Raw genomic sequence first — 22,324 nt, 5'->3', positions numbered from 1 at the left:
CACTCTTACTTCGCTTCTTGTTCTGAACCGTCTGCAGGCTTGTCGCCTACCCGGTCCGTCACGGCCACCATTGCGGTCCGAAGGACCCGGTCGCCGAGCTTGTATCCCTTGCGCATGACCGTCCCGAGTACGGGGTCGTGGCCTTCGCCTTCATGTTGCACCGCTTCGTGGAGTGCGGGATCGAAATCGTCACCCTCGCTGCCGAAGTCGGTCAAACCCAGACCCGTCAGGGTCGTGTTGAGTTTGTCTGCGAGTGCACGCAGTGGACCCGATTCGAGGTCACCGTGTGCCCGAGCGCGATCCAGGTCGTCGAGAATTCCGATGAGCTCGGTGATGACCGAAGCCCGCGCGGTTTCCTTGATGACCTGCTTGTCACGCTCGACGCGACGACGGTAGTTGGTGAACTCCGCCTGAAGTCGCTGCAGATCCGCAGTCCGTTCGGCGAGCTGATCGGTGGCGGATGCTTCCTCCACGATCGACTCTGCTTCCTGAACTACCCCTGTGTCTTCCGAGTCGAGCGGCGGCAGGGATTCCCCCGCCGCCTCTCCCTGTGCACCGGTCTCGGGGTCGACCGGGTTGTTCTCGGGGTTGTCCGAGGTCACTTCTTGTCCGAGTCGGTGGGCTCGTCGACAACCTCGGCGTCGACGACGTCGTCGTCATTGCCTGCGCCGTCGGTGTTTCCGGCCTCGTTTGCAGCGGAAGCCTCGTAGATGGCCTGGCCCAGAGCCTGCGACTCGGTGCCCAGCTTCTCCACTGCGGTCTTCACTGCAGCGATGTCGGTGCCTGCCAGGGCGTCGTTGACGTCCTTGACCGCTGCCTCGACCTTGGTCAGGATCTCCTCGGAGACCTTGCCCGCGTTCTCACCTTCACGCTGCTCCTTGACGAACTTCTCCGTCTGGTGGACCAGCGACTCGGCCTGGTTGCGAACCTCTGCCTCTTCGCGACGGGCCTTGTCTTCCTCGGCGTGAGCCTCGGCGTCCTTGACCATGCGCTCGATCTCTTCCTTGGACAGACCGGAGCCGTCCTGGATCTTGATCGTGTTTTCCTTGCCGGTGCCCTTGTCCTTCGCCGTCACGTGCACGATGCCGTTGGCGTCGATGTCGAAGGTGACCTCGATCTGCGGAACGCCACGCGGGGCGGGCGGCAGATCGGTGAGCTCGAAGGAGCCGAGCAGCTTGTTGTGCGAAGCGATTTCGCGCTCACCCTGGAAGACCTGGATCTGCACCGAAGGCTGGTTGTCGTCAGCGGTGGTGAAGGTCTCGGAACGCTTCGTGGGGATCGTGGTGTTGCGCTCGATGAGCTTGGTCATCACGCCACCCTTGGTTTCGATGCCGAGGGAAAGCGGCGTGACGTCGAGGAGCAGAACGTCCTTGACCTCACCCTTGAGCACACCGGCCTGGAGTGCGGCGCCGACGGCGACGACCTCGTCCGGGTTGACGCCCTTGTTGGGCTCACGGCCACCGGTCAGTTCACGAACCAGATCGGAGACGGCCGGCATACGGGTGGAGCCACCGACGAGCACGACATGGTCGATGTCCTTGACGGCGATTCCACTGTCCTTGATCACTGCCTGGAACGGCGCACGAGTGCGATCGAGCAGGTCCGAGGTGATCTTCTGGAACTCGCTGCGGGTGAGCTGCTCGTCCAGGAAGAGCGGGTTCTTGTCCGCGTCGACCGTGATGTACGGGAGGTTGATGGAGGTGCTCTGCGAGCTGGAGAGCTCGATCTTCGCCTTCTCCGCAGCCTCACGCAGACGCTGCAGGGCCATCTTGTCCTTGGTCAGATCGATGCCGTTCTGAGCCTTGAACTTGTCGACCAGCCAAGCGACGACGCGCTCGTCCCAGTCGTCGCCACCGAGGTGGTTGTCACCGGAGGTTGCGCGAACCTCGACGACACCGTCGCCGATTTCGAGCAGGGAGACGTCGAAGGTGCCGCCACCGAGGTCGAAGACCAGAATGGTCTGCTCGGTGTCACCCTTGTCGAGTCCGTATGCCAGTGCAGCCGCGGTGGGCTCGTTGACGATACGAAGGACGTTGAGGCCGGCGATCTGGCCGGCTTCCTTGGTTGCCTGACGCTGTGCGTCCTCGAAGTACGCGGGGACGGTGATGACGGCGTCGGTGATGTCTTCGCCGAGGTAAGCCTCCGCGTCACGCTTGAGCTTCATGAGCGTGCGGGCGCTGATTTCCTGCGGCGTGTACTTCTTGCCGTCGATTTCCACGTTCCAGTCAGTGCCGATGTGGCGCTTGACGGAGCGGAGGGTGCGGTCGACGTTCGTGACTGCCTGGTTCTTCGCGGGCTGACCGACGAGAACCTCGCCGTTCTTGGCAAATGCGACCACCGAGGGGGTGGTACGTGAGCCTTCGGCGTTGGCGACCACTACGGGCTCGCCGCCCTCCAGCACTGCAACTACCGAGTTGGTCGTACCGAGATCGATACCGACTGCACGAGCCATAGTGTTCCTACCTTTCGTTCTGCGGTTCTCTGCCCGAGTGGTTGATCTCGAACATGACCGCGAGTTTTTCGCTTGGTGAGCGTCCTCCGCTCAAGTTTGCCTCCGACCGTGGCCGGGAGTCAACTTGAAGTTGAGCCGAGGGCGCTCAAGCTTGTCGAAATGGTCAACTACAGCCCACGTAGATTTGTTCCCGCCTTCCCCGAAAAGCCGGAAAAGTGCGCCACATCACTTCCGTATCTCTCCGAATGGCTACGATCGGCCGGTGACCGATCCCGACAATTCTCCCGCGCGACCTCCTCGCCCGTCACCTCCACGCCCGGCACCCGAGCGACCCGACGTCTCGGTTCGGCCGCTCCGACCTGCAGCGAGCGACGAGACACCCAAAGCCGTGACATTGTCTACCTCTGCCTGGATCGGCTCGTTCGTCGTCCTGGCCGGAATCGCCGGAGTGGTAGTCACCAGCCTCGACGACGTCCGGTCGGCTCTCGAAGAATCGACTGCGCGCGACAATCCCGGATACTCGTCCACCGACATCTCCGATGCCGTGACCGTCGTACTCGCGGGCAGCGGCGGCGGCGCTCTCGTCCTGGTCCTGCTCGCACTCATGAGCCTTCAACTCCTCCGCGCACGCAAGAACGCCGGGCGGGTGATGACGGCGATCGTGGGAGTCGTGAGCATCGCGGCCGGACTCGGCTTCATGTCTCTGGTCGACGGCGCAGCAGACATCGGCGCCGGAGTTCTGAGATGGGGCCCGATTCTCTACTGCGCCCTGGTCGCGGTGGCGGCGATCGCTCCGTTCGCTCCCGGTGTCAGCACCTGGCTGCGGGGACGCCGATGAAGGTTCACGTACAACTGGACTCCGCGCCGGGCGCGGGCGCTGCTCGTAGCCGTGAACTCGCGGAGACCGGCGCCGGTGGCCTGTTCACGTTCGAGGGACCACACGACGTGTTCTTCCCGCTCGTCGAAGCAGCATCGGCCGTCGACCTCGACCTGATGACCAACGTCGCCATCGCATTCCCCCGCAGTCCCATGCATCTGGCGCATTCGGCCAACGACCTGCAGTTGCTCAGTCGCGGCCACTTTCGACTGGGTCTCGGATCGCAGATCAAACCGCACATCGAAAAACGCTACAGCGCAACGTGGTCGCGTCCGGCGGCCCGCATGAAGGAGACGGTCGCAGCGGTCAAGGCGATCTTCACTGCGTGGGAGAACACCTCGACGCTGAACTTCCGCGGCGAGTTCTTCACCCACACGTTGATGCCTCCGACGTTCGATCCCGGCCCCAACCCCTATGGGCCGCCGCCCATCCTGATGGGTGCGCTCGGACCGGTGATGACCAGGACGGCTGCCGAGGTGGCCGACGGACTACTGGTCATGCCGTTCCACACGCAACGTCATTTCCTCGAACGAACACTTCCGGCCGTCGATGCAGGTCTTCGCGAATCCGGCCGCACCCGAGACGAATTCACGATCATCCCGCAGGTCATCGTCGGCGTCGGCCGCGGCGAGGATCAACTTGCCGCGGCCGCCAGAGGCGTCCGAGCCCTGCTCTCGTTCTACGGTTCGACGCCCGCATACCGTCCGGTGCTCGACGTCGAAGGGTGGGGCGAGGTCCAACCGGAACTCAATGCCCTGTCGAAGCGAGGTGGCTACACCGAGATGGCGTCGCTGATCACCGATCCGATGCTGACCACACTCGCCGTCGTCGGCACTCCCGAAGAGTGCGCCACCGAGATTCGGCGGCGGTTCGGCGAACATGCCGACGAAGTGTGCTGCTATTTCCCCGGTTACGACGTAGAACCGTCAGACGTGGCGTCGATGATCTCGTCTCTCACCTGAACCCGGTCGAACTTCTTGATCAGGCCCCCAAGGTACGGGCCAGCTCGGTCAACGACTCCCGGGCAGCACGCAGGCTCGCGTCACCCTGCTCGATCAGAGGTGCCATCGCCGGAATACGTTGCGCCAAAGTCAGTTCCGCGGTGATGACGGAGACATCCATTCCCATCGACACCCCGAGCACCTGAACGAGTGGCGGGACGGTGTGATCGTTGGCCTCGTTTCCCGAGCCCGGCGCATAGGTGTTTCCGCGGCTGGAGACGATCACCACCGGCTTAGCTGCCAGAGGCTGAGTACGCGTGTCGAAAGGCACCGTAGTCCCCAGGACGTGTACGTAGTCGATCCACGCCTTCAACGTGGACGGGATCGACCAGTTGTACATCGGCGCACCGATCACGACGACGTCTGCAGCGGTAAGTTGCTCGATGACCCGAGCCTGGAGTGCTTCCGCTGCGGGATCCGGAATCTCGCCCTCGACTCGCAAGCGTGGTGCATAGTGCAGGGCCGCGTCCGCGAGGTGCGGCAAGGGATCCCGGTGCAGGTCCAACGTCACCGTCGTGTGATCCGGGCTGTTCTTCGACCACTGCTGAGCGAACAGTGCGGTCAGATCACGTGAGGTCGAGTGGTGGAGTTCGGCGGACGAATCGATGAGAAGTAGCTGTGGCATCCCTCATCACTACCAGAGCGCGCTCAACTCTTCTCCGCGGCTAGATCGGATTCCGCCGCGTACTGCGCCAGCAGGACTCGTTCGCGCTCGCGACGCGGATAGAAGAACGTCACCACCGCGGCACCGGCACACACGATGATGATCGCCGCGATGTAGGCGTTTGTATCCCCGTCCAGGAAGGCGTTTTTGGCGGCGGTCATGATTTGCTCCGCGTATTGCGGGTAGCGTTCCGCCAGAACTTCGGCGCTGGAGAAGGATTTGGTGAGCGCGGCCTGAGTTTCGGGAGTCACTTCGGATGCGTTCGGCGAGGACGAGATCGCATTTCCCAACGATTTTGCGTACCCGGCCGTGAGTATTCCGCCGAGAATCGACTGCATGATGGCGCCGCCCAGGTCGCGTTGCAGGTCCGAGGTTCCCGACGCCATACCAGCGCGGTGCACGGGAACGGATCCGGTCAGCGAACGCGATGCCGGTGTGCCGGCCAGACCGACGCCGATGCCGACAAGCGCATAGGCCAACGCGACCTGCCAATACTGTGTGCTTTCGTTCCACAGGAACAGCGCGACGAACAACCCGAGAACCACGAACAGGTAGCCGGCGAGCAGCGTGACGCGGGCGCCGTACCTTTCGATCATGGTCGCCGAGCGCGGCGCAACGATCACCATCGCCAGCGCAGCCGGAATGATCGCCGCACCGGCTGCCAGCGTCGAGTACCCGAGGACGTTCTGCAGGAACTGCTGGCCGATGAACATCGCGCCCATGAGCGAACCGAACACGACCAACCCACCCACCGCCGCGACCCAGAAGGTCGGGCGCGCAGCTACGTGAAGATCGAACAGCGGATTGACCGCGCGTCGCTGTTGCAGGAAGAACCCGATACCCGCGACAACTGCTATCGCCCCGAGCACCAGAGCCAACGTGCCCGAACCCTTCACCGGCGCAAAGTTGATGGACAATACCAGCGCCCCGATGAAGACGATCGACACTATGCCGCCGAGGTGATCGACTCGCTCGGTCGTCTCGTTGACGTGAGCGGGAACCAACACCAGGGAACAGATCAGTGCCACAAGGGCCAAGGGAAGGGTGACGAAGAAGACCGAACCCCAGTGAAACTGCTCGAGCAGCGCCCCCGAGACGATCGGACCGAGTGCTGAAATCGCGCCACCGATTGCCGACCACATGGCAATCGCCTTGGTTCGTGCCGGTCCGGCCCACAACGCCGTGATGATTGCCAGCGTGGTCGGGAACGCCAGACCTGCCGAGACGCCTCCGACTATCCGAGCGAGGAACAGCACTTCGAAGTTCCCGGCGAATCCCGCCACGATCGACGCCGGAATGGACAGCGCCATGCCGGTGACCAGCAACATCTTGCGGCCGTATCGGTCTCCCAAGGCCCCCAGGTAGAGCACCGTTCCGGCCAGGCCCAGCGAGTAGCCGACCGCGATCAGGTTCAGTTGCGTCTGACTGGCGTCGAAAGCCCGCCCGATATCGGGCAAAGCGACATTCGCGACCGAGAGATTGAGGTTCGCGACCGCAGCGACCAGGATGAGCGTCCCCAGGACGAGGGTGGCTCGATCCGGTGAAGCGGACTTGATGTCACTCGCCATGCGCGTGCTCCCATCGAGGTGGGACCCGAACCTGGGAGTTATGTCCGGATCATCCCGAACTCAAGATAGAACCCTCGTCCGGCGCTCGCATAGTGAACGGGTCCCTATTCGGGCACAATTTCAGCCAGGACGCCCTCGGCGCTGCGGGCGGCGACCAGGCAGGCCCGCGAGGTGAACCTGTCGAAGAGCGGATGTCTGGACAACTCGCGCCATCTGCGGACAGCCGCCGTGGCCCGCGCACGCTGCACCTCCGGCGATTCTTCCGGTTCGCAGCCCAACCGGTCACTTGCCCGGATTCCGTAGCCGCCGATCAGTCTTTGCAGTTGTGCCAGGTCGTCGGGTGGCAGATCCGTGTGTACCGAACGAAGACGCCCGAGCAGGCGAAGTTCGTGAAAGCCGTGAACATCGGCAAGCAACCGTTGCGCCTCCGCCGCGATCTGATCGCCTTCCTCGCTCGGATCGGCTTCGAGGATTCTTCCCAGCGTCACCAGCGCCGTGTGCGATTTGAGCTGATCTGCCCGCTGCCCGAATTGAACGTCGATCACCTGACGCAGTTCGTCCAGGCCGCTACGCTCCAACAATTCGGCCGCCAGGGACGGTGAATCGGTCGCCCCCAACTTGATCGACGTCACGGCGAGGCGAATTCCGAAGAGCCCGAACCGATCGGCCAATTGCGCCCGCATCGCCGCGTCGACCGGCAGCGGACTGTCCTGCCTGGCAAAGCGATCCGCGGAGAGCAGTGCAAGGCTCAGATCCTCGGCCGGAACCTGCGCGAGCGCCGAGAAGGCCGCGAACTCGCTCTGCCTCATCGTCCGAGCAGCGAGCGCGAGTAGACCTGCCACCGGAACCACCGACTGGCACAGGCCGGTTCGCTCCAACTCCTCGGCGAATCGCGCCGCGACGTCCTTCGCCGAAGACAACGCGTCGAGCCTGCCTGCGCCGACCTCATCGGCACGCGAGAGCACTCCGATCACTCCGAGTGGCCCGGATTCTCCGCCCACGTGATCCGCGATCTTCCCGAGGAACTGCATGTCACTGGCGTTGAGAGCCCGCAAGAGGTAGACCACTGCATCCGCGCCCGGTGCCTCACCGTCGGGAACGAGCATGTCCCAGGTGCGGGCCGAGACCTCGGTCGAGAGCGACGAGGTGCCCGGTGTGTCGATGATCGTCGTACGAGCCAATGCCGAAGACGGCCAGTCGACGTCGATGCGGTCCACCGAGTCTGCGGTGTACTCGCCCAGATCGAACGTGAGCCTGCCGTCGCGGCGCGTCACCGGCACGTTGAACTCGGCACCGTTCTCGGCCGTCGCGGTCACCTGCGGCGTCGTCCCGTTCCGATACCAGGTGACGACGCGTGTGCATTCCGTCGCGTCGGTAGGCGCTATATCCTGTCCGACAAGCGAATTGAGCAGCGTCGACTTACCCGCTTTGAGGGAGCCGGCGAGCGCCACCCGGAGTGGCTCGTCGAGCCTGGCCGCACATTCTTCCAACTGGGCGCGCGTCTGCGGCTGATCGGCGTAGGCACGTCTGGCGTGGTCGATCAGGGCGTGTGCCGACTCCACTGCGGTCACGGTGGTCGTGGCATTCATGCGTTGGTCACCTTTGCCGAGGCAGGAGCGGGAGTTTCGCCGATCAGCGTTCCGGCAACGGCGTCGAGCTCCGCGACGACGCGCATGTCGGTCTCCAGACGCTTGATCCGAGCGGCATGTTCACTCGATTCCAACTGCGCGGCTTCCTGAGTGGCGCGGAGGGATTCGTTGATCGAGCGCAACGCCTGCTCGGCGATGTCGGTGAAGTGATCACGCAACAGCCGCTGCACCAGGCGTAGGCGATCCTTCGACTCCTTGCCCACCTGGAAGCTGACGTCGTCGGCAAACCGTCGGATGGCCGCTTTCGCCTCAGCGCGACGCTTGAGTACCTGAGCCTGCTTGTCTTCACGATAAGCCTTGGTGCCCAGCAGAACCCCGGCGCCGATGGAGATCGGGTTGACCAGAGCCATGCCCATCATCGTGGTGATCAAGCCGAACATGAGCACGCCGCCGTACGAGCCGCGCATGCCGACCAGGACTTTCTGAGTGATGCCGATACGGCCGGATTCGAGGTCCGCCAATGCACCGACCGGTTCCAGGAAACCGTCGGTGTCGGCGACGTCGAGATGCGGGAGCGCGACGTCACCGGTCTCCGCAAAGTGCTGCGCCACAACTTCTGCCAGCCACTGTGCGCGATCATGCGCCCACACGAAGTTGTCACCGATCGCGGTGGCGATCTCCTGTTCGAGCCACTCCCCCACGACGTCCCAGTCCTTACCGGGATCGCCTTCGTCGACCGTCTCCTCGGCCTGGCGGGTCACCCGGCGCAACCGGTCCCGGAGGTCGTGATCGATGTCGGCGGCGAGGTCTGCGATGCCGTCACCGAGGCTCTGCTGCCACAGTGAGGTCTTCTTGTGCAGTTCCTCGGCCGCTGCCCGGGCACGCTGCAGTCCCGCGACCGCTGCCTGAGCGGTCGACGGATCCTTCAGCGCCGCAAGCTCACTGCCCATCTCCAACGTCAGATGCGCTGCCGCAGAACGCACATCCATCGCAACTGCGCGTCGAGTATTCGATTCGGCACGCGCAACGACGTTGTCCCGCAAGAACTGATAGAGGTCCAAAAATCCGGATTCCGCTTCGAGTTCCTTGTCCCCCAGCCTCAGCGCGTGCGAGCGCAGTACCGAGGAGATCGGAATGAGCGGCAGATCCAACCCGGCACGCTGGAGATGTCCGCGATCGGCGTCGAGGATCTGCCGCCAGTGCGGGTACAGATCGGTCTTGCTGATCAGCCCGGCTACCGCAGGACACAGATTGACGACCTGGCGGATGAATCCCAGCTCCGGTTCGGTGAACTCCTGGCTGGAGTCCGACAGAACCAACACTGCATCGGCCGCAGTGATCAATCCCAATGTTCCTGCAGCATGAGGATTTCCATGACCGCCGACACCAGGGGTGTCGATCAGAACCAAACCGTCGGCCAACAGCGGACTGGGAACACCCACTTCCACACGCAGAACCTCACGCCCTTCGGCGCGAGGCGTGGCCGGGGTGATCCCCATCAGTTCCTCGAGCGGGAGGGGCACCCGAATGGGCGCCGCACCCGGATCGGCGAGAATCAGTTCGGCGACCGCGGTCTCCGCGTACTGAACTACCGTCGCCACGGCAGTGGTCTCGTCGTCACCGACCGAGCACACGTCGATGCCGAGCAGAGAATTGACGAACTGGCTCTTGCCTTGCTTGAGGGGTCCGACCACCACGATGCGAATACGCGGGTCGTTGACTCTCACCTGAGCGTTCTCGAGTCGGCGCACCAGATCCGTGCGCCCGAAATCCTTCGCCACGACGGCTGTTCGTTCGAGCAACGACGCCGTCGACGACGCGACGCGCGCCTTCCGACTGCTTACCTGACTCGCTGAATCACTCATGAGCTACGTTGACCCGCAATTCTTCCCGACTCGAATATCCGGCCCTGCGAACGCATAGCGCACGCAGGGCCGGATTTGTTACATCAGGTCATTTTGACCGATTTCAGTTCCTGCGTCAGCAGATCAGGGATGCAGGTGATCGACAACCGCAACCGGGTCGATGTGATCGACCGGCGCTGCAACCGAATCCTCGGCGAAGAGCGAGTGTTCGGTATCGGCGCTCAGACCCGAAGTGGAACCCGAACCGAAAGCATCGGTCGCATCGATCGACGACCACGGGTTCAGCGCACCGGTCAACGAACTCGTCAGGTCGGACACTCCGCTCACTGCTCCACCGAGGGATCCGCCCAGGTCAGCGACTCCGCCGCCGCCAACGGTACCGCCGCCGTCGACTGTGCCACCGGCAGCTGCGGCTGCGTCGGCACCGATCGAACCCGTCACGTCGGTGACTGCTCCGACAGCCCCGCCGAGCGATCCACCGAGATCGGTGACGCCGTTCAGTGCGCCGCCGAGCGACCCACCCAAACCAGCCGCAGCGTTCGTGGCCGCGTCGAGACCTGCTGTTGCGTCGAGACCTGCGGTTGCGTCCAGCGCGCCGCCCACAGTTGCTCCGAGGTCGCCGGTCACACCGCCGAGGTTCAGGCCTTCTGCCGCGATGCTTCCGAGGTCGACGGAAGGCAGTTCAGCGGAGATCGGGCCGAGGTTCACAGCGCCGAGGTCGACGGAGGGCAAGTCGGCACCGATCGAACCGGTGTCGATTCCGCCGAGGTTCAGTGCCGTGTCCAGCGCTCCACCGAGTGCACCTTCGGCACCGAGAACGCTGTCGAGAGAGCCCCCCAGCCCGAGGCCCGCGCCCAGCGCACCGTCCAGCGCGCCGGTCAGGTCCGTGCCCACGGAACCGACAGCACCCAAGCCGCCTGCACCTGCGAGGGCGGTGTCGAGAGCCGCAGCGACACCGGCTGCCAAGCCTGCTTCACCGCCCAGACCGAGTGCACCACCGAGGTCGATTCCGGTAAGTCCGCCTGCGCCCAGCGCTGCGTCGAGAGCGCCGCCGAGACCGCCCGCGAGCCCGGCATCGACGCCGAGTGCCGAACCGAGAACACCCTCGAGGGCCGTCGACAGATTCGCGCCTCCGCCCAGAGCTGCCGCGAGGTCTGCGCCGAGACCACCTTCGAGGTCGAGTGCTCCCCCGAGCAGTCCACCGAGTGCGCCACCCAGGTCGGCTCCGACCGTTCCGCCGGCACCGAGGGCGCCGGAGAGTGCCGCGCTGAGCTGCGCGCCGAGGTCTGCGCCGCCGCCGAGTACGGCGTCGAGGTCGAGTCCGCCGCCGAGACCCAGTGCTGCGTCGAGTGCGCCGCCCAATGCAGTTTCCAGACCGCCGCCGACGCCGAGTGCTCCGCCGAGGGCGCCACTCAGGGCAGCACCGAGATCGAGGCCGCCCGCGATATCGGTGAGAACGCTGACATCCGTGATCGCGCCGAGGACGCCGCCGAGCGATGCACCCAGATCGGCGCCGATCGTGCCGCCGGCTCCCAGGACGCCCGAGAGCGCGCCGGACAATGCCGTGCTGAGGTCGCCTGTCAGAGCGCCGGCGAGATCCAGGCCGCCGCCGAGTGCAAGAGCGGATTCCAGTGCGCCGGTCAGGCTCGCGCCCAGTTCGCCGCCGATGTCAAGGAGACCGCTGAGGTCTGCTGCGCCGCCGAGGAGTCCACCGAGAGCCAGGCCGAGATCGGCTCCGAGGTCACCACCGATGGCGAAGACGGGTGCGAGAGCTCCGCTGAGCCCTGCCGTCAGGTCGAGTCCGCCGACTGCGCCGATCGCGGCGTCGAGGGCTGCTCCCAGCTCCGCAGTCAGGCCGCCGGTCACACCGAGGGCGCCGCCCAGAGCCGCGCTGAGCTGTGCGCCCAGATCGAGAGCTCCTTCGAGATCGAGTGCGCCGCCCAAACCGAGACCGGCTTCGATCACAGCGCCGAAGGCTGCGCCGAGTTCGGCACTGATCTCGCCACCGATGGCAAGCGCAGCGCTGAGGGCTGCTGCGAAGTCGCCGACCAGGTCGAACTGGCCGCCGAGGGCGCCTCCGACTCCGATTCCTGCACCTGCGCCGAGACCCAGGCTGCCGCCGAGGCCACCACCGAGACCACCGGTGAGTCCACCACCGAGACCACCGCCGAGTCCGAGACCGCCGCCGATTGCACCGGCAGCGGACGCACCGGCGTTGACGATCGCGGACAGGTCGGCGCCGCCACCGGCAAAGAGTCCGGACTCGGCGACCAGCGGAGCGACCGCGACGATGTCGGCGGGGCTGACGTCGCACAGACCGGCAGCATCGAGTGCCGCGGTCGGGTTGGCGCAGTAGTTGGCAGCTGCCTCGTCGTCACGAAGTAGCCCGAGGATGAATTCGAGTACGGCGTTCGTTGCCATGGCGGGTTCTCCTGAAGTTCGTTGACCGGGTTGTTGCCGGTGGGTAGTTGCCGGTGGTCCGGAAACTGGTGCGCTGCCAGAGGTAGCGAGTGGAATCAACGCTAAGAACTTTTGCGACTGGGGCCAACGGGGAGCACCCCCCTCTTCTCCAGGGACAGGTGGGGAAGCCCCCCATTGGGCTACGCCCGGTCGGAATAGGGGATTTGCCCCGATTAGGGGATCGGTCCCCTACTTCGTCGCGACGCCTCCGATCCGGTAACGATCTAGGTCCTGAAACCGACATCGCAGACAACCGCGACAGTCCTTCTGTCGCCCACGACCAGGGGAGTTCGTTCATGGCGGCAGGGCTCGGCATCAGCATCGGTTCGGCCACTCTCGTAGCTGTCACCGACGGCTCGACCGGTGAAACGCAACAGGTCCGCTTACCCAGTGCGCTGCAATTGGACGACGGATCCGTCATCACCGGATTTGTCGAGCGCGTCGGGGACCCGATTCCGATACTTGCCGCCGACGGTACCGAGTACCGCGGCGAGGCTCTCGCGGCGACAGCGGTCGGCGCACTGGTAGACCAGGCAGGCGGTAACGAAGGGCCAACTGTCGTCCTGGCTCACCCGGTGGGGTGGAACCGCCACACAGCACGCACCATGGAGTCCGCTCTGGACGACGCCGGAATTCACGGGGCGACTCTCGTCGCCGAACCCGCAGCCGTCATGGCGTGGCTCGCCGCTTCCGGAACTGTCGTCAGCGACGGTCTGACCGTCGTCTACGACCTCGGTGCTCGCTCGCTCGACGTCACGATGATGTCCACGACCGACGGACGAAGCGAGATATTCGGTAAGCCGCTGCGCAGCGAGGACATCGGCGGCGACGAATTCGATCACCTCGTCACCGTTCACCTGCTCGATGCGGTTTCCGACCAGTTCGCAACCCTTGATCCCTTTGCACCCGAGACGATTGCAGCGCTGGAAACTCTGCGCGAGCATGCCCGCGCAGCCAAGGAGGAACTTTCCACCGAGACGGAAACCGTTGCCCGCGTGGCGCTTCCCGGTGCCGTCAGCGACGTTCGACTCGTTCGTTCCGAACTCGAAGATCTGATCCGGCCCGCCCTCACCGAATCGGTGGCATTGGTTCGCGAAAGCCTGCGATCTGCCGGCGTCGAGTCCAGTGACGTCAATCAGGTTGTCCTGGCCGGCGGAAGCTCGTCCATTCCCCTTGTCGCCGAACTACTGTCGGCGGAGCTTCGTGTCCCGGTGATCGCCGACGCCGATCCAGCGTCGTGCGCGGCGTCCGGCGCCGCGGCCCTCGCACTCGACGCCAGAGACTCGCAAGTACCGGCCGCCGCCACTGCAGTGATTCCCGCCGAGCCGTCTCGCAAGCCCGCACCAGTTCCCGCCTTCTCCACTCCGTTGCTTGCCGAGCCGACCGAAGAAGAGAACACGGCGACTCGACGCTCGTCGAGGGTCGGCGTCGTTGCTGCAGTGGTGGGAGCATTCATCGTGCTCGCCGCAGGCGGGCTCGGAATCGGAACTGCCATGGACAAGATCAACGTTCCGTCCAGTTCGGCGAACACCACCAGCGAGTCCACCTCCTCGACCGCTTCGACCACCGCGGGCTCTACTCCCGGCAGCACCACGGCAGCGGAAGCGGCAGGCACCGGATCCACGACTGCGAACAACGGCACTCAAAGCAATCAGCCCGGTTCTCCTGCTGCCGCAGGCGGCTCGACGACGGCGCCGGGGGCAGTTCCGGTTGCCGGCGCACCGGCGGGATCCTCGCCCGCACCGGGCGAGACCGCTCCGTCGGCGCCTGCACCTGCCGCACCCGGCGCCCCGGCGCCCGCACCTGCTCCCGCCCCGGCACCAGCACCAGCACCCGCACCCGCGCCTGGAGCCGGCGTCGGGACCGGTGTCGGTGACGCTGCGACCGGCATCGGAAACGGAGTCGGCGGTCTGGTCGACGGTGTCGGCAACGGAGTCGGCGGCGTGGTCGGAGGTCTCGGTAACGTCGTCGGTGGTGTCGGAAACGTGGTCGGTGGTGTCGTCGGCGGCGTCACCGCACCGATCCGCTGACCGGCGGTCTTTCGATGAACCGTGACAACGGCACCGAATCGTCGTTCATCGCAGGACTTTTGCGCGACGTCGACCTGACTGCATCGCCACTGCGCCTGTTCGTCACCGGGACCGATGCCAGCGCTCGGCCCCAAGTGACGAGGGTTGTACGGAAGCGAATCGAATCGGGTGACAAGCCCGTGGTCACCGCAGTCACGCATGACGTCCCCGCCGACGCGATTGTGGTGATCGCGGACGCGCAAGCTCTGACCTCCGATGAAATCCGTGCCCTGAAAGAGCTTGTCCAACGTGACGACCTCGGAGTTGTCGTAGCCTCCGATCGGATCGATCCACCACTCGCACCGATCTACTCGAACATCTCGAGTTTCGGCACCGTGTTGCATCTGAACCCGTTGAACCGAAACGATATTCGGAAGATCGCGGCCGAGCGAAGAGTCCCGCTCGACGACCGCGCCGTGGTGGCGCTCGAGCATCTGTCCGGTGGTTCCTTCGGGGCGATCGAAGCGTACTTCGCCGCCGCCTCGGCAGGCCGCCTGGAAATGCCGAACGCCATACGCACACACATCCTCCACCAGGTCACCGCTCTGCATCCGATCGAGCGCGAGATCCTCGAAGTTTCACTCGCCGTCCCGGACATCGACGCCTTCGAGCTCGATCTGGGACAGGAGAAGTTCAGCCTCACAGCTGCATTCGACCGGGCACTGGCGACCGGACTGTTCGGTTCGCGATCACCACTCGTCGCGAGCGTGCTCGCCGAGTCGACGAGCACCGGGCGTATCCGCAGCGAGCTGATCAGAATCGTCGAATCACGCGCACACACGAGAACCCTCGATATCGACACAGCACGAAGACTTTTCGACTCCGGAATCCGCCACCGCGATCTCACGGGTGTACTACGAGACGCCGTCGAGGCGAGCACGCCGGCGGTCGCGGCAGATCTCTTTCGCCGCGTGAATTCGATCGAGCCTCTCGGCGTGGCCGACACGCTGCTGTACGCCCAGGTCTCGGCTCGCAGTGGTGACCTCGACACTGCCTGCCGTCTGGCCGATTCCGTCATCGCCGCACCCGATCTCGACGACGCGAGATTGGCTGCGGCGGTGCGAATCCGCGCAGCTTCGTCCGCAGCATGCGGCCAACTCGGCGCCGCTGCAGATCTCTACACCTGGCTGGGGCCAGGGCGCACCGGAAACGAATCCCCCTTCGCCGCAATCACTTTCCTCGGCATCGGCAAGGTCGATGACGCGAACGCCGCGCTCACCGGGCACACCGGATCACCGTCGAGCTCGACGGTCGGCGCTACCACACTGGCCAACGGACTGATGCAATCGGTCACCGGGAGCGCGCCGAGTGCGCTCAACACGATGTCGCGCGCACTCTCGCTCCCCGGCGGAGCCGACACATCTGAATTCCAGCCTGATTCCGCCCCGGCGCTGGTAGCTCTCGCACTCCTGCACAACGGCGCCCATGAACGGGCCGCCGCTGTCGTCACGGCCGCGATCGCCGCCGACGACGCAAGCAGTCACACGTGGGCACGACTTCACCTTCTCGGCGCCTGGATCGCGATGGTCCGCGGGCAGGACGCGATTCTCGAAGACCTACCGCAGGAGGTAGTCCGCGGCCCCCTCCGCGAGCGTGACGCACTGTTTCTGCATGCTCTGATCGTGGGTCTCGCTCGGCGTTCCGGCGATCTCGCCCAGCTGCGTCGAGCTTGGTCGGGCGCGGCAGGCACCCTCTCGTCCTGCAGCGTTGATCTGTTCAATCTGCTTCCCATCGGCGAACTGTGGCTTGCGGCAGTACGGCTCGAGGAGACCGAGCAGGTCGAGCATCTCGTCGACGACGCGCGCTCACTCCTCCGCGCGCTCGGCGAGCCGCCGCTGTGGTCGTCGCCGCTGCATTGGTACGGCGTCCAGGCGTCGATCCTCTCGCAGTCGCCGGCCGATCTCCTCCCACACGCCCATACACTCGCCGAATCAGCCAAAACTCACACTTACGCAGCCGGTTTGGCGATCGCCGGACGCCAGTGGCTCCTACTCATGCAAGGCAACGTCGACGCAGACGATGTCGAAGCCGCCGCACGAACGCTCAGTCGGATCGGACTCCCGTGGGACGCCGCTCGCCTCGCCGGCGAAGCAGCGCTGCGCACCCCGGACACCAAATCGGCCACGGCACTGCTCCACGTTGCGCGCTCGCTACGCACAACGTCGACGGCCGAGACAAGTGCAACCGATACCGCCACAAGTGCGGCGCCACCGTCGGTGTTGACCGAGCGCGAACAAGAAGTTGCCGAACTCGTCGTCGCCGGACTGACGTATCGGGAAATCGGCGAACGACTCTACATCTCCGCTAAAACCGTCGAGCACCATGTCGCACGCATCAAGCGGCGCGTCGGGGCGCAGTCTCGTTCGGAACTGCTCACCATCCTTCGCAGCATGACACCGTCGAACAAGTAGTTAGCTGCATATTGTCCAGAGGGTTGCGTATATCCGTTTAAGTGATAGTTTTCACAGCAATCAGGACATGCCTGCCGAGCAAAGTTCGGTAACTGTGAAACGGGGATCGCTATGAAGTGGGGAGTCGGACTCGCCGTCGGCAACAAACGAAGCATTGCTGCGATCGCGAGACCTGACTCGGAGCTGGTGACCATCGAACGCGAATCGGTTCTGCACCACGCCCCCGACGGCACCGTGCAGCTAGGCGGAACCGCGGCGGGGTCCACCGGGTTGCGCGGGTTCCTCGGCAGGGTCGGCACCGACGATACCGACAACTTCTCCGAGCACATGACGCGAGGGGAGGAACTGGTAGCGACAGCAATGTATTGCCTGGTCAAGGAAGTCCGAACACTCACCGATCAGAACCTGAACATCTCTGCGGTGATCCCCGCGGGTTGGTCGAGCGATTCCGTCGACGTACTGCGCGGCGCACTCGACAGCATGAATCTCGACGGCGTCGAACTGATTTCAGAAGATGAAGCCTCTGCGGCTTGGCTCGCGGATCCGGACGCCGACGACCGTGCTGCTCGCGGAGCCGCAGCGTTGGCCGCACCCTTCTCGATCACCTCTACCTGTCCCGAACCCCAGCCAACCGAATTTGCCGAGCCAGAGAACACCCCCGAAGAGTTTCCGCCGTTCGTTCTGATCGAACCGGAGCCGGAATCCGGCGTGGAGGCACCGGTCACGAAAGAACCGAGCATCGACGGTTGGCTGAATCGCCAGTGGCGCTCGGAGCGCCGACCGATCATCGCCGCAGCAGCCGCCGCAGTCTTTCTGACGGTGTCTGGTTGCGCGGCAGCGGTCATCATCGGACACACTCCGACCATTTCAGCACCCAGGATTCTCGACGCACAATCTTCCCTGTCCCCCGGGACGGACACAGCTGCCACCCCGACGAGTTCATCCGGGACAGGCACGCAATCAGCGACCTCACCCCCACCGGAAGTACCCGCTCTCGGCGCGCAGCCGACGGCGCAGTCGTGGGCATCCGAAGCGGAATCGACCTCATCCGAATCCCAGCCCATCCCGGTGAGTCCGGGCACCGGTACAGAGAAATCCACTACGGCGAACGTCCCCGCGCAACAGGGATCGCCGATCACCATCCAGATCGATCCCCTTCGGATCGAGAACCTGCCGCCGGTCGTCGGACCGCTGGATCCGGTCGATCCGGATACCCCGGACACTCCCGCCGTGACCGACCCCACTGATACACAGACAACGCCGACGCAGCCGTCCAACCCGACCGACACAACCGATCCGGTGGTTCCGAATCCCGACATGCCCGTCATGCCATTGGCCCCGAGACCCGGAATGCCAAGTTAGACAGAATAATTCGACTTGCCGACAACAGGCACATATTCCTCGTCGAAACTTTTCCCCTATGGTGGGTGCGGTACCTACCGGCTCGGTGCCGGGGACTTGAAGGGATTTCATGCGTAACTCGTTGGCGATCCGCACCGCTGTGGTCGGCGCCTCGGCACTACTGCTCGCAGCTCCATTCACCACGACGGCATCGGCAGAGCCCGCCTCCGACACGCATGTCGAACAGCTCGGGGCAGATCAGCTTCCGGCTGAGCTGGTCGAGGCGATCACACGCGATCTGAAGATCTCCCCACAGGAGTATCTGGACCGCGCTGCCAAAGCTCAGGAACTCGGTGCATACGCCCAGGAATTCAAGTCCGAGCGCCCTGGCGACTACGCCGGCTCGTGGATGGGACTCGACGGTCAACCCGTCGTAGCCGTCACCACCACCGAAGCTGCACGCATCGCGGCCGACGACGGTTACCGCACGCACGTCGCCCCCGTCTCCGCCGACACCCTCGAGAAGACGCTGGCCGACGTCAACGGATGGATTGCCGGGCTGCCCAAGGAAATCTCACGCGCAGTCAATTCGGCGACTATCGACGTCCTGAACAACCAGGTCGTCATCGACGTCGCGAACAGCCCCGTCGGGCAGGCGCTCAATCTTCCGACCCTGCTCGAGAACACCAAGATCGTTCTCAGCCCGGACGGCGGCGGATCGGTTGATCCCGGAGCACTCGGCGGCGACACCTACATCACGTCGACAGGCCCCATTCGCGAGACACCGACCGAGAACATCTCGGTCTGCTCGTTCGGGTTCAACGCCGTCGACGATCAGAACAATGCTCTCAATATCAGTGCCGGACACTGCAATCCGGCCGAGGGTTCGAAGTCGCCCGTCTACCTGCCGAATCACGCGAACGTCGACGACAGTCAGTTGATCGGAGCATTCTCACAGTCTTCCGTCGGCAACAACGCCGGCGATCTCGATTACTCGGTCATCAAGTTCGACCAGTCCGGCATCGACGCGGGCCTCGACCGTGCTGCCGTCCGCGGTGCCAACGGGACCACCCTCGCGATCACGGGAACAGCACGTCCCGTGATCGGCGCTCCCATCTGCAAGTCCGGCCAGACGTCGTCCTTCACCTGTGGTGTCGTGGCAGCCGATCGCGTCGAAACTCAACTGGTCATGGCGGACGGTGATTCACGAACCGTTCGCGGATTCGCCGGCACCGCGTGCACCCTCGCCGGGGACAGTGGCGGCGCCATCGTCTCCGGAACCTTGGCTCTGGGCATCACCAGCGGCTCCAACAGCAGCGGAGCACCCAGTTGCAACGAAGCGAACCTGGTACTGGCGACCTCCGGTGGAACCTCGAATCTGGGTATTCCGGTCGGAGACATCCTCGACGCGGCGGATCGCGCTTCCGGTGGCGGTGTCGGTGCCGGAATCCGCGTCCGCACTGCAGGTTGACCAACCACTGATTCACGCACTGTGCCCGCCGATCCGTTTCGCGATCGGCGGGCACAGTGCTGTTGTCGGTCGGGGTCAGCGCTGTCTGCTCATGTAACGGGTGGGAATAGCGCGTTCGAACCCATATAGTCATGGTCGACTGTGATCGGCTCACCACAAGTCCGTGAGCCGTATCCGTGTGCTCCCAGGGGGGTGGTACGCGGTCAACGAAGTGGAAAGGCCCACATGCGAAGCTCCATCGCACGTCGCGCCGCAGTGTTCGGTTCGGCCGCGCTGCTGCTCCTCGGACCGATTACCGCGGTCGCGAACGCAGAACCGAACGAATCCGGGGTATCCGATCAGGCAGCCCATCTGCCCGTCGAACTCGCCGAAGCCCTACAGCACGACTTGGCGCTGACGCCCGACCAGTTCGTCTCGCGTTCCGAACTCGCGCAGAAGCTCGCGGAGTTCGCCGCCATCGCGCGCGTCCAGTTTCCCGACTCTTTTGCCGGAGTGTGGCTCGACGACCTCGGCAAGGGCATCGTCGCTCTCGCTGACGGTCGCGACAAGGATGCTGCCCGCGAGGCCGCCGAGAAGGCCGGTTTCGAGGTCAAGGACGTCGCGCAGAGCGAGCAGGCTCTGCAAGGTCAACTCTCGGCACTCAACACCTGGCTCGATTCGCAGCCTGCCGAGGTCGCAGACCTCGTGCGTGGCATTGCCGTCGACGTCGTCGGCAACGGAGTCGCCCTCACGGCCGATCCTGCCGCCGGCATCGAATTGCCTGAATTCCTGAAGCGGACCGTCGTCCATACCGCTGCTCCGCTACTGGTTCCCCCGATCGTCGCGGACCTCATCCCCGCAACCGGATCCGCAACCGGCGACGCTGCACTGGGCGGAGACGCCTTCGGCGCAACCTCCGGTAACACTGGACTGCGTTGTTCATTCGGCTTCAACGGCACCGACGGTTCAGGACGCACAGTCAACATCAGCGCCGGTCACTGCGATCCCAACCGTGCCGCTGCCGGCACCTCGAACTCCAGCCAGGTCTTCCCGATGGTGAACAACCAGACCGGGCCCCGCGTCGGGTACTTCGCCAAGAGCAGCTTCGACGGGCGCGACTACTCGATCATCAACATCGACGACAACGCGAAGTACCGCTTCGAGAACAACAGCGTGCGGGTCCCGTTCAACCGCTCGGTCAACATCACCGGTACCGCCGATCCTGTCGTGGGCGCCCCGGTCTGCAAGGCAGGATCGACCACAGGCTTCAGCTGCGGCGTCGTCACCGGCGTCAACCGCGTCGCAAAGGTTTTGGATCACACCCTCGACAACGGCTTCACCACCAACATCTGCGTCCTGCAGGGTGACAGCGGTGGCCCGATCGTCTCCGGAACGTTGGCAGTGGGCATCACGAGTGCGTCCAACGTCGCCACCTCTCCCCTGTGCGAGATCGCTCAGGCAGAGACACTGTTCGGGCAAGAAGCCCCGACCCAGTACGCGACGCCGATCAACGACATCCTCGCCGCCAACCCAGGCCTGAAGGTTCGCGACTACTGATCACACGCATTCCTCGAGACAGCAAAACGGGCGCCACACCTTCTGAAGGTGTGGCGCCCGTTTCGGCGTTCGTGACGTTCTACTGGAAGAGAGTTGTTCCAGCCGGAGCGTTCAGAACCTTGATCAGGTCCAAGCCCGCGACGACGGCGGTTCCGCCGCCGGCGAGGATGGTACCGGCGACTCCACCGATACCGGCCCCTGTGACCATGCCGGGCAGGCAGCCGACGACCAGGCCGGGCAGACCCACGATGCAACCGATGACCGCCCCGACGATCGTGCCGGTGAGGCTACCGATCTGCGTGGCAAGCCCGAGCTGTGACTGGAACTTCTCGATTGCCTTCTGATCCTCGTCAGGCGAAGCAACCGGGGTGAACTCGGCAGCGACCGGCTTCGGCTTGGAGCTGGCCGGGTCCAGGTTCGGCTTGAGGGTGAGGGTCTTGCCGTCCTCACTGACGGTCTCGTCGAACGGGAACTGAACGTCGCCGAGGTTGAACGCGAGCGGAAGACTCACGAGAGTTGCGCCCTGGCTGTTCTGCAAGTCGACGTGAGTTCCGTCGCCCGAGACCCGGAATGCTCCGGCGTCGATGGTGGTGACAACGGCCTGGTCGACGACCTCGGCGGTGTACGAAACGTCGGGTGACGTCTCCGGAGCTGCGTAAGAAGTACCTGCAGCGATGCCCGTAGCGGCAATGGTCATCGCTGCGACGGCCGCAGCTTTTCGAATGAACATTTTTGATCCTCCCCGGGATCGGGCGGGCGTCAGTCGATGACTCACACCACCCGTTTCCCCTGTGCGTGACGGGCGTAACGATAACAGCCGGTCGGTTGTTCTCACCTGCTCGGAACCCGACTTAGGGCTGCCTGACAGATGGACACCTGACGGGCACCGCCTAACGTGACGACCAGACATGTCTGCGTCTGGCCCAGCCCGTCCGACGCAGAAGATCGATCTCTCCAGGCCACGAGCGGTTACCAGCCGGTACCTACAGGCTGGTAATGCTAGTTACTGGCGGGTAACAT

The 22,324-nt window shown here is 64.5% G+C and carries 15 protein-coding genes; 7 read left to right on the top strand and 8 right to left on the bottom strand.

Going from position 1 to position 22,324, the window contains the following annotated elements; translation table 11 throughout:
* Positions 1-5: 5 nt before the first annotated feature.
* Both grpE and dnaK read right to left on the bottom strand, forming a co-directional pair.
* Positions 6-602, bottom strand: coding sequence for a nucleotide exchange factor GrpE (grpE, locus tag ACN50D_RS20555; protein ID WP_003944430.1), 597 nt, complete (start codon positions 600-602; stop codon positions 6-8).
* Positions 599-2,452, bottom strand: coding sequence for a molecular chaperone DnaK (gene dnaK, locus ACN50D_RS20550; protein WP_003944365.1), 1,854 nt, complete (start codon positions 2,450-2,452; stop codon positions 599-601). Before dnaK ends, grpE begins: the two co-directional genes overlap by 4 nt.
* Before the next feature lie 262 nt (positions 2,453-2,714).
* Here dnaK and ACN50D_RS20545 point away from each other — a divergent pair, with 262 nt between their 5' ends.
* Positions 2,715-3,290, top strand: coding sequence for a hypothetical protein (locus ACN50D_RS20545; protein WP_039972689.1), 576 nt, complete (start codon positions 2,715-2,717; stop codon positions 3,288-3,290).
* Positions 3,287-4,291 (top strand): TIGR03617 family F420-dependent LLM class oxidoreductase, encoded by a 1,005-nt coding sequence (locus ACN50D_RS20540; RefSeq protein ID WP_070162097.1) that lies wholly within the window; start codon positions 3,287-3,289, stop codon positions 4,289-4,291. The genes ACN50D_RS20545 and ACN50D_RS20540 overlap by 4 nt, the downstream gene beginning before the upstream one ends.
* Positions 4,292-4,310: 19 nt before the next feature.
* On the opposite strand, the gene ACN50D_RS20535 is transcribed toward ACN50D_RS20540, so the two are convergent.
* The 5 genes from ACN50D_RS20535 to ACN50D_RS20515 all read right to left on the bottom strand — a co-directional run bounded on the left by ACN50D_RS20535 (position 4,311) and on the right by ACN50D_RS20515 (position 12,437).
* Positions 4,311-4,955, bottom strand: coding sequence for an FMN-dependent NADH-azoreductase (locus ACN50D_RS20535; RefSeq protein ID WP_054187124.1), 645 nt, complete (start codon positions 4,953-4,955; stop codon positions 4,311-4,313).
* Between the two features lie 23 nt (positions 4,956-4,978).
* On the bottom strand, positions 4,979-6,562 hold the full coding sequence (locus tag ACN50D_RS20530; RefSeq protein ID WP_054187123.1) for an MFS transporter: 1,584 nt from the start codon (positions 6,560-6,562) through the stop codon (positions 4,979-4,981).
* 104 nt (positions 6,563-6,666) lie between these two features.
* Positions 6,667-8,151: a dynamin family protein gene (locus tag ACN50D_RS20525; protein ID WP_042452229.1), complete on the bottom strand. Its 1,485-nt coding sequence runs from the start codon at positions 8,149-8,151 to the stop codon at positions 6,667-6,669.
* Complete coding sequence (locus tag ACN50D_RS20520; protein ID WP_007726689.1) at positions 8,148-10,016, bottom strand: dynamin family protein; 1,869 nt, start codon at positions 10,014-10,016, stop codon at positions 8,148-8,150. Before ACN50D_RS20520 ends, ACN50D_RS20525 begins: the two co-directional genes overlap by 4 nt.
* 123 nt (positions 10,017-10,139) lie before the next feature.
* Positions 10,140-12,437 (bottom strand): IniB N-terminal domain-containing protein, encoded by a 2,298-nt coding sequence (locus ACN50D_RS20515; protein ID WP_042452232.1) that lies wholly within the window; start codon positions 12,435-12,437, stop codon positions 10,140-10,142.
* Positions 12,438-12,772: 335 nt separating this feature from the next.
* Here ACN50D_RS20515 and ACN50D_RS20510 point away from each other — a divergent pair, with 335 nt between their 5' ends.
* The 5 genes from ACN50D_RS20510 (at position 12,773) to ACN50D_RS20490 (ending at position 21,304) form a co-directional block, all read left to right on the top strand.
* Positions 12,773-14,506 carry an Hsp70 family protein gene (locus ACN50D_RS20510; RefSeq protein WP_212633959.1) on the top strand — a complete coding sequence of 578 codons (1,734 nt, stop codon included), beginning with the start codon at positions 12,773-12,775 and terminating at the stop codon, positions 14,504-14,506.
* Positions 14,507-14,520: 14 nt separating this feature from the next.
* Positions 14,521-16,956, top strand: coding sequence for a LuxR C-terminal-related transcriptional regulator (locus ACN50D_RS20505; RefSeq protein ID WP_212633958.1), 2,436 nt, complete (start codon positions 14,521-14,523; stop codon positions 16,954-16,956).
* A 111-nt stretch (positions 16,957-17,067) separates the two neighbouring features.
* Positions 17,068-18,318, top strand: coding sequence for a hypothetical protein (locus ACN50D_RS20500; RefSeq protein ID WP_212633957.1), 1,251 nt, complete (start codon positions 17,068-17,070; stop codon positions 18,316-18,318).
* 109 nt (positions 18,319-18,427) lie between these two features.
* Positions 18,428-19,768, top strand: a complete 1,341-nt coding sequence (locus ACN50D_RS20495) for a S1 family peptidase (RefSeq protein ID WP_042452237.1) — start codon at positions 18,428-18,430, stop codon at positions 19,766-19,768.
* Between the two features lie 225 nt (positions 19,769-19,993).
* Positions 19,994-21,304 carry a S1 family peptidase gene (locus tag ACN50D_RS20490; RefSeq protein WP_054187117.1) on the top strand — a complete coding sequence of 437 codons (1,311 nt, stop codon included), beginning with the start codon at positions 19,994-19,996 and terminating at the stop codon, positions 21,302-21,304.
* Between the two features lie 79 nt (positions 21,305-21,383).
* Here the strand turns inward: ACN50D_RS20490 and ACN50D_RS20485 are convergent, their stop codons facing one another.
* Complete coding sequence (locus ACN50D_RS20485) at positions 21,384-22,034, bottom strand: glycine zipper family protein (protein ID WP_003943407.1); 651 nt, start codon at positions 22,032-22,034, stop codon at positions 21,384-21,386.
* Positions 22,035-22,324: the final 290 nt, after the last annotated feature.

The sequence above is a fragment of the Rhodococcus sp. SB1D genome (genome assembly GCF_048573875.1).
In the GTDB taxonomy this organism is placed as follows: domain Bacteria; phylum Actinomycetota; class Actinomycetes; order Mycobacteriales; family Mycobacteriaceae; genus Rhodococcus_F; species Rhodococcus_F qingshengii.
Note: the sequence above shows the minus strand (reverse complement) of the source record. Positions and strands in the feature narration are given on the sequence as shown.

What these genes read in the sequence shown, in the direction of transcription:
- dnaK (WP_003944365.1), bottom strand. Translation starts at nt 2,452, where the DNA reads ATGGCTCGTGCAGTCGGTATCGATCTCGGTACGACCAACTCGGTAGTT.
- ACN50D_RS20540 (WP_070162097.1), top strand. Translation starts at nt 3,287, where the DNA reads ATGAAGGTTCACGTACAACTGGACTCCGCGCCGGGCGCGGGCGCTGCT.
- ACN50D_RS20535 (WP_054187124.1), bottom strand. Translation starts at nt 4,955, where the DNA reads ATGCCACAGCTACTTCTCATCGATTCGTCCGCCGAACTCCACCACTCG.
- ACN50D_RS20530 (WP_054187123.1), bottom strand. Translation starts at nt 6,562, where the DNA reads ATGGCGAGTGACATCAAGTCCGCTTCACCGGATCGAGCCACCCTCGTC.
- ACN50D_RS20525 (WP_042452229.1), bottom strand. Translation starts at nt 8,151, where the DNA reads ATGAATGCCACGACCACCGTGACCGCAGTGGAGTCGGCACACGCCCTG.
- ACN50D_RS20520 (WP_007726689.1), bottom strand. Translation starts at nt 10,016, where the DNA reads ATGAGTGATTCAGCGAGTCAGGTAAGCAGTCGGAAGGCGCGCGTCGCG.
- ACN50D_RS20515 (WP_042452232.1), bottom strand. Translation starts at nt 12,437, where the DNA reads ATGGCAACGAACGCCGTACTCGAATTCATCCTCGGGCTACTTCGTGAC.
- ACN50D_RS20510 (WP_212633959.1), top strand. Translation starts at nt 12,773, where the DNA reads ATGGCGGCAGGGCTCGGCATCAGCATCGGTTCGGCCACTCTCGTAGCT.
- ACN50D_RS20505 (WP_212633958.1), top strand. Translation starts at nt 14,521, where the DNA reads ATGAACCGTGACAACGGCACCGAATCGTCGTTCATCGCAGGACTTTTG.
- ACN50D_RS20500 (WP_212633957.1), top strand. Translation starts at nt 17,068, where the DNA reads ATGAAGTGGGGAGTCGGACTCGCCGTCGGCAACAAACGAAGCATTGCT.
- ACN50D_RS20495 (WP_042452237.1), top strand. Translation starts at nt 18,428, where the DNA reads ATGCGTAACTCGTTGGCGATCCGCACCGCTGTGGTCGGCGCCTCGGCA.
- ACN50D_RS20490 (WP_054187117.1), top strand. Translation starts at nt 19,994, where the DNA reads ATGCGAAGCTCCATCGCACGTCGCGCCGCAGTGTTCGGTTCGGCCGCG.
- ACN50D_RS20485 (WP_003943407.1), bottom strand. Translation starts at nt 22,034, where the DNA reads ATGTTCATTCGAAAAGCTGCGGCCGTCGCAGCGATGACCATTGCCGCT.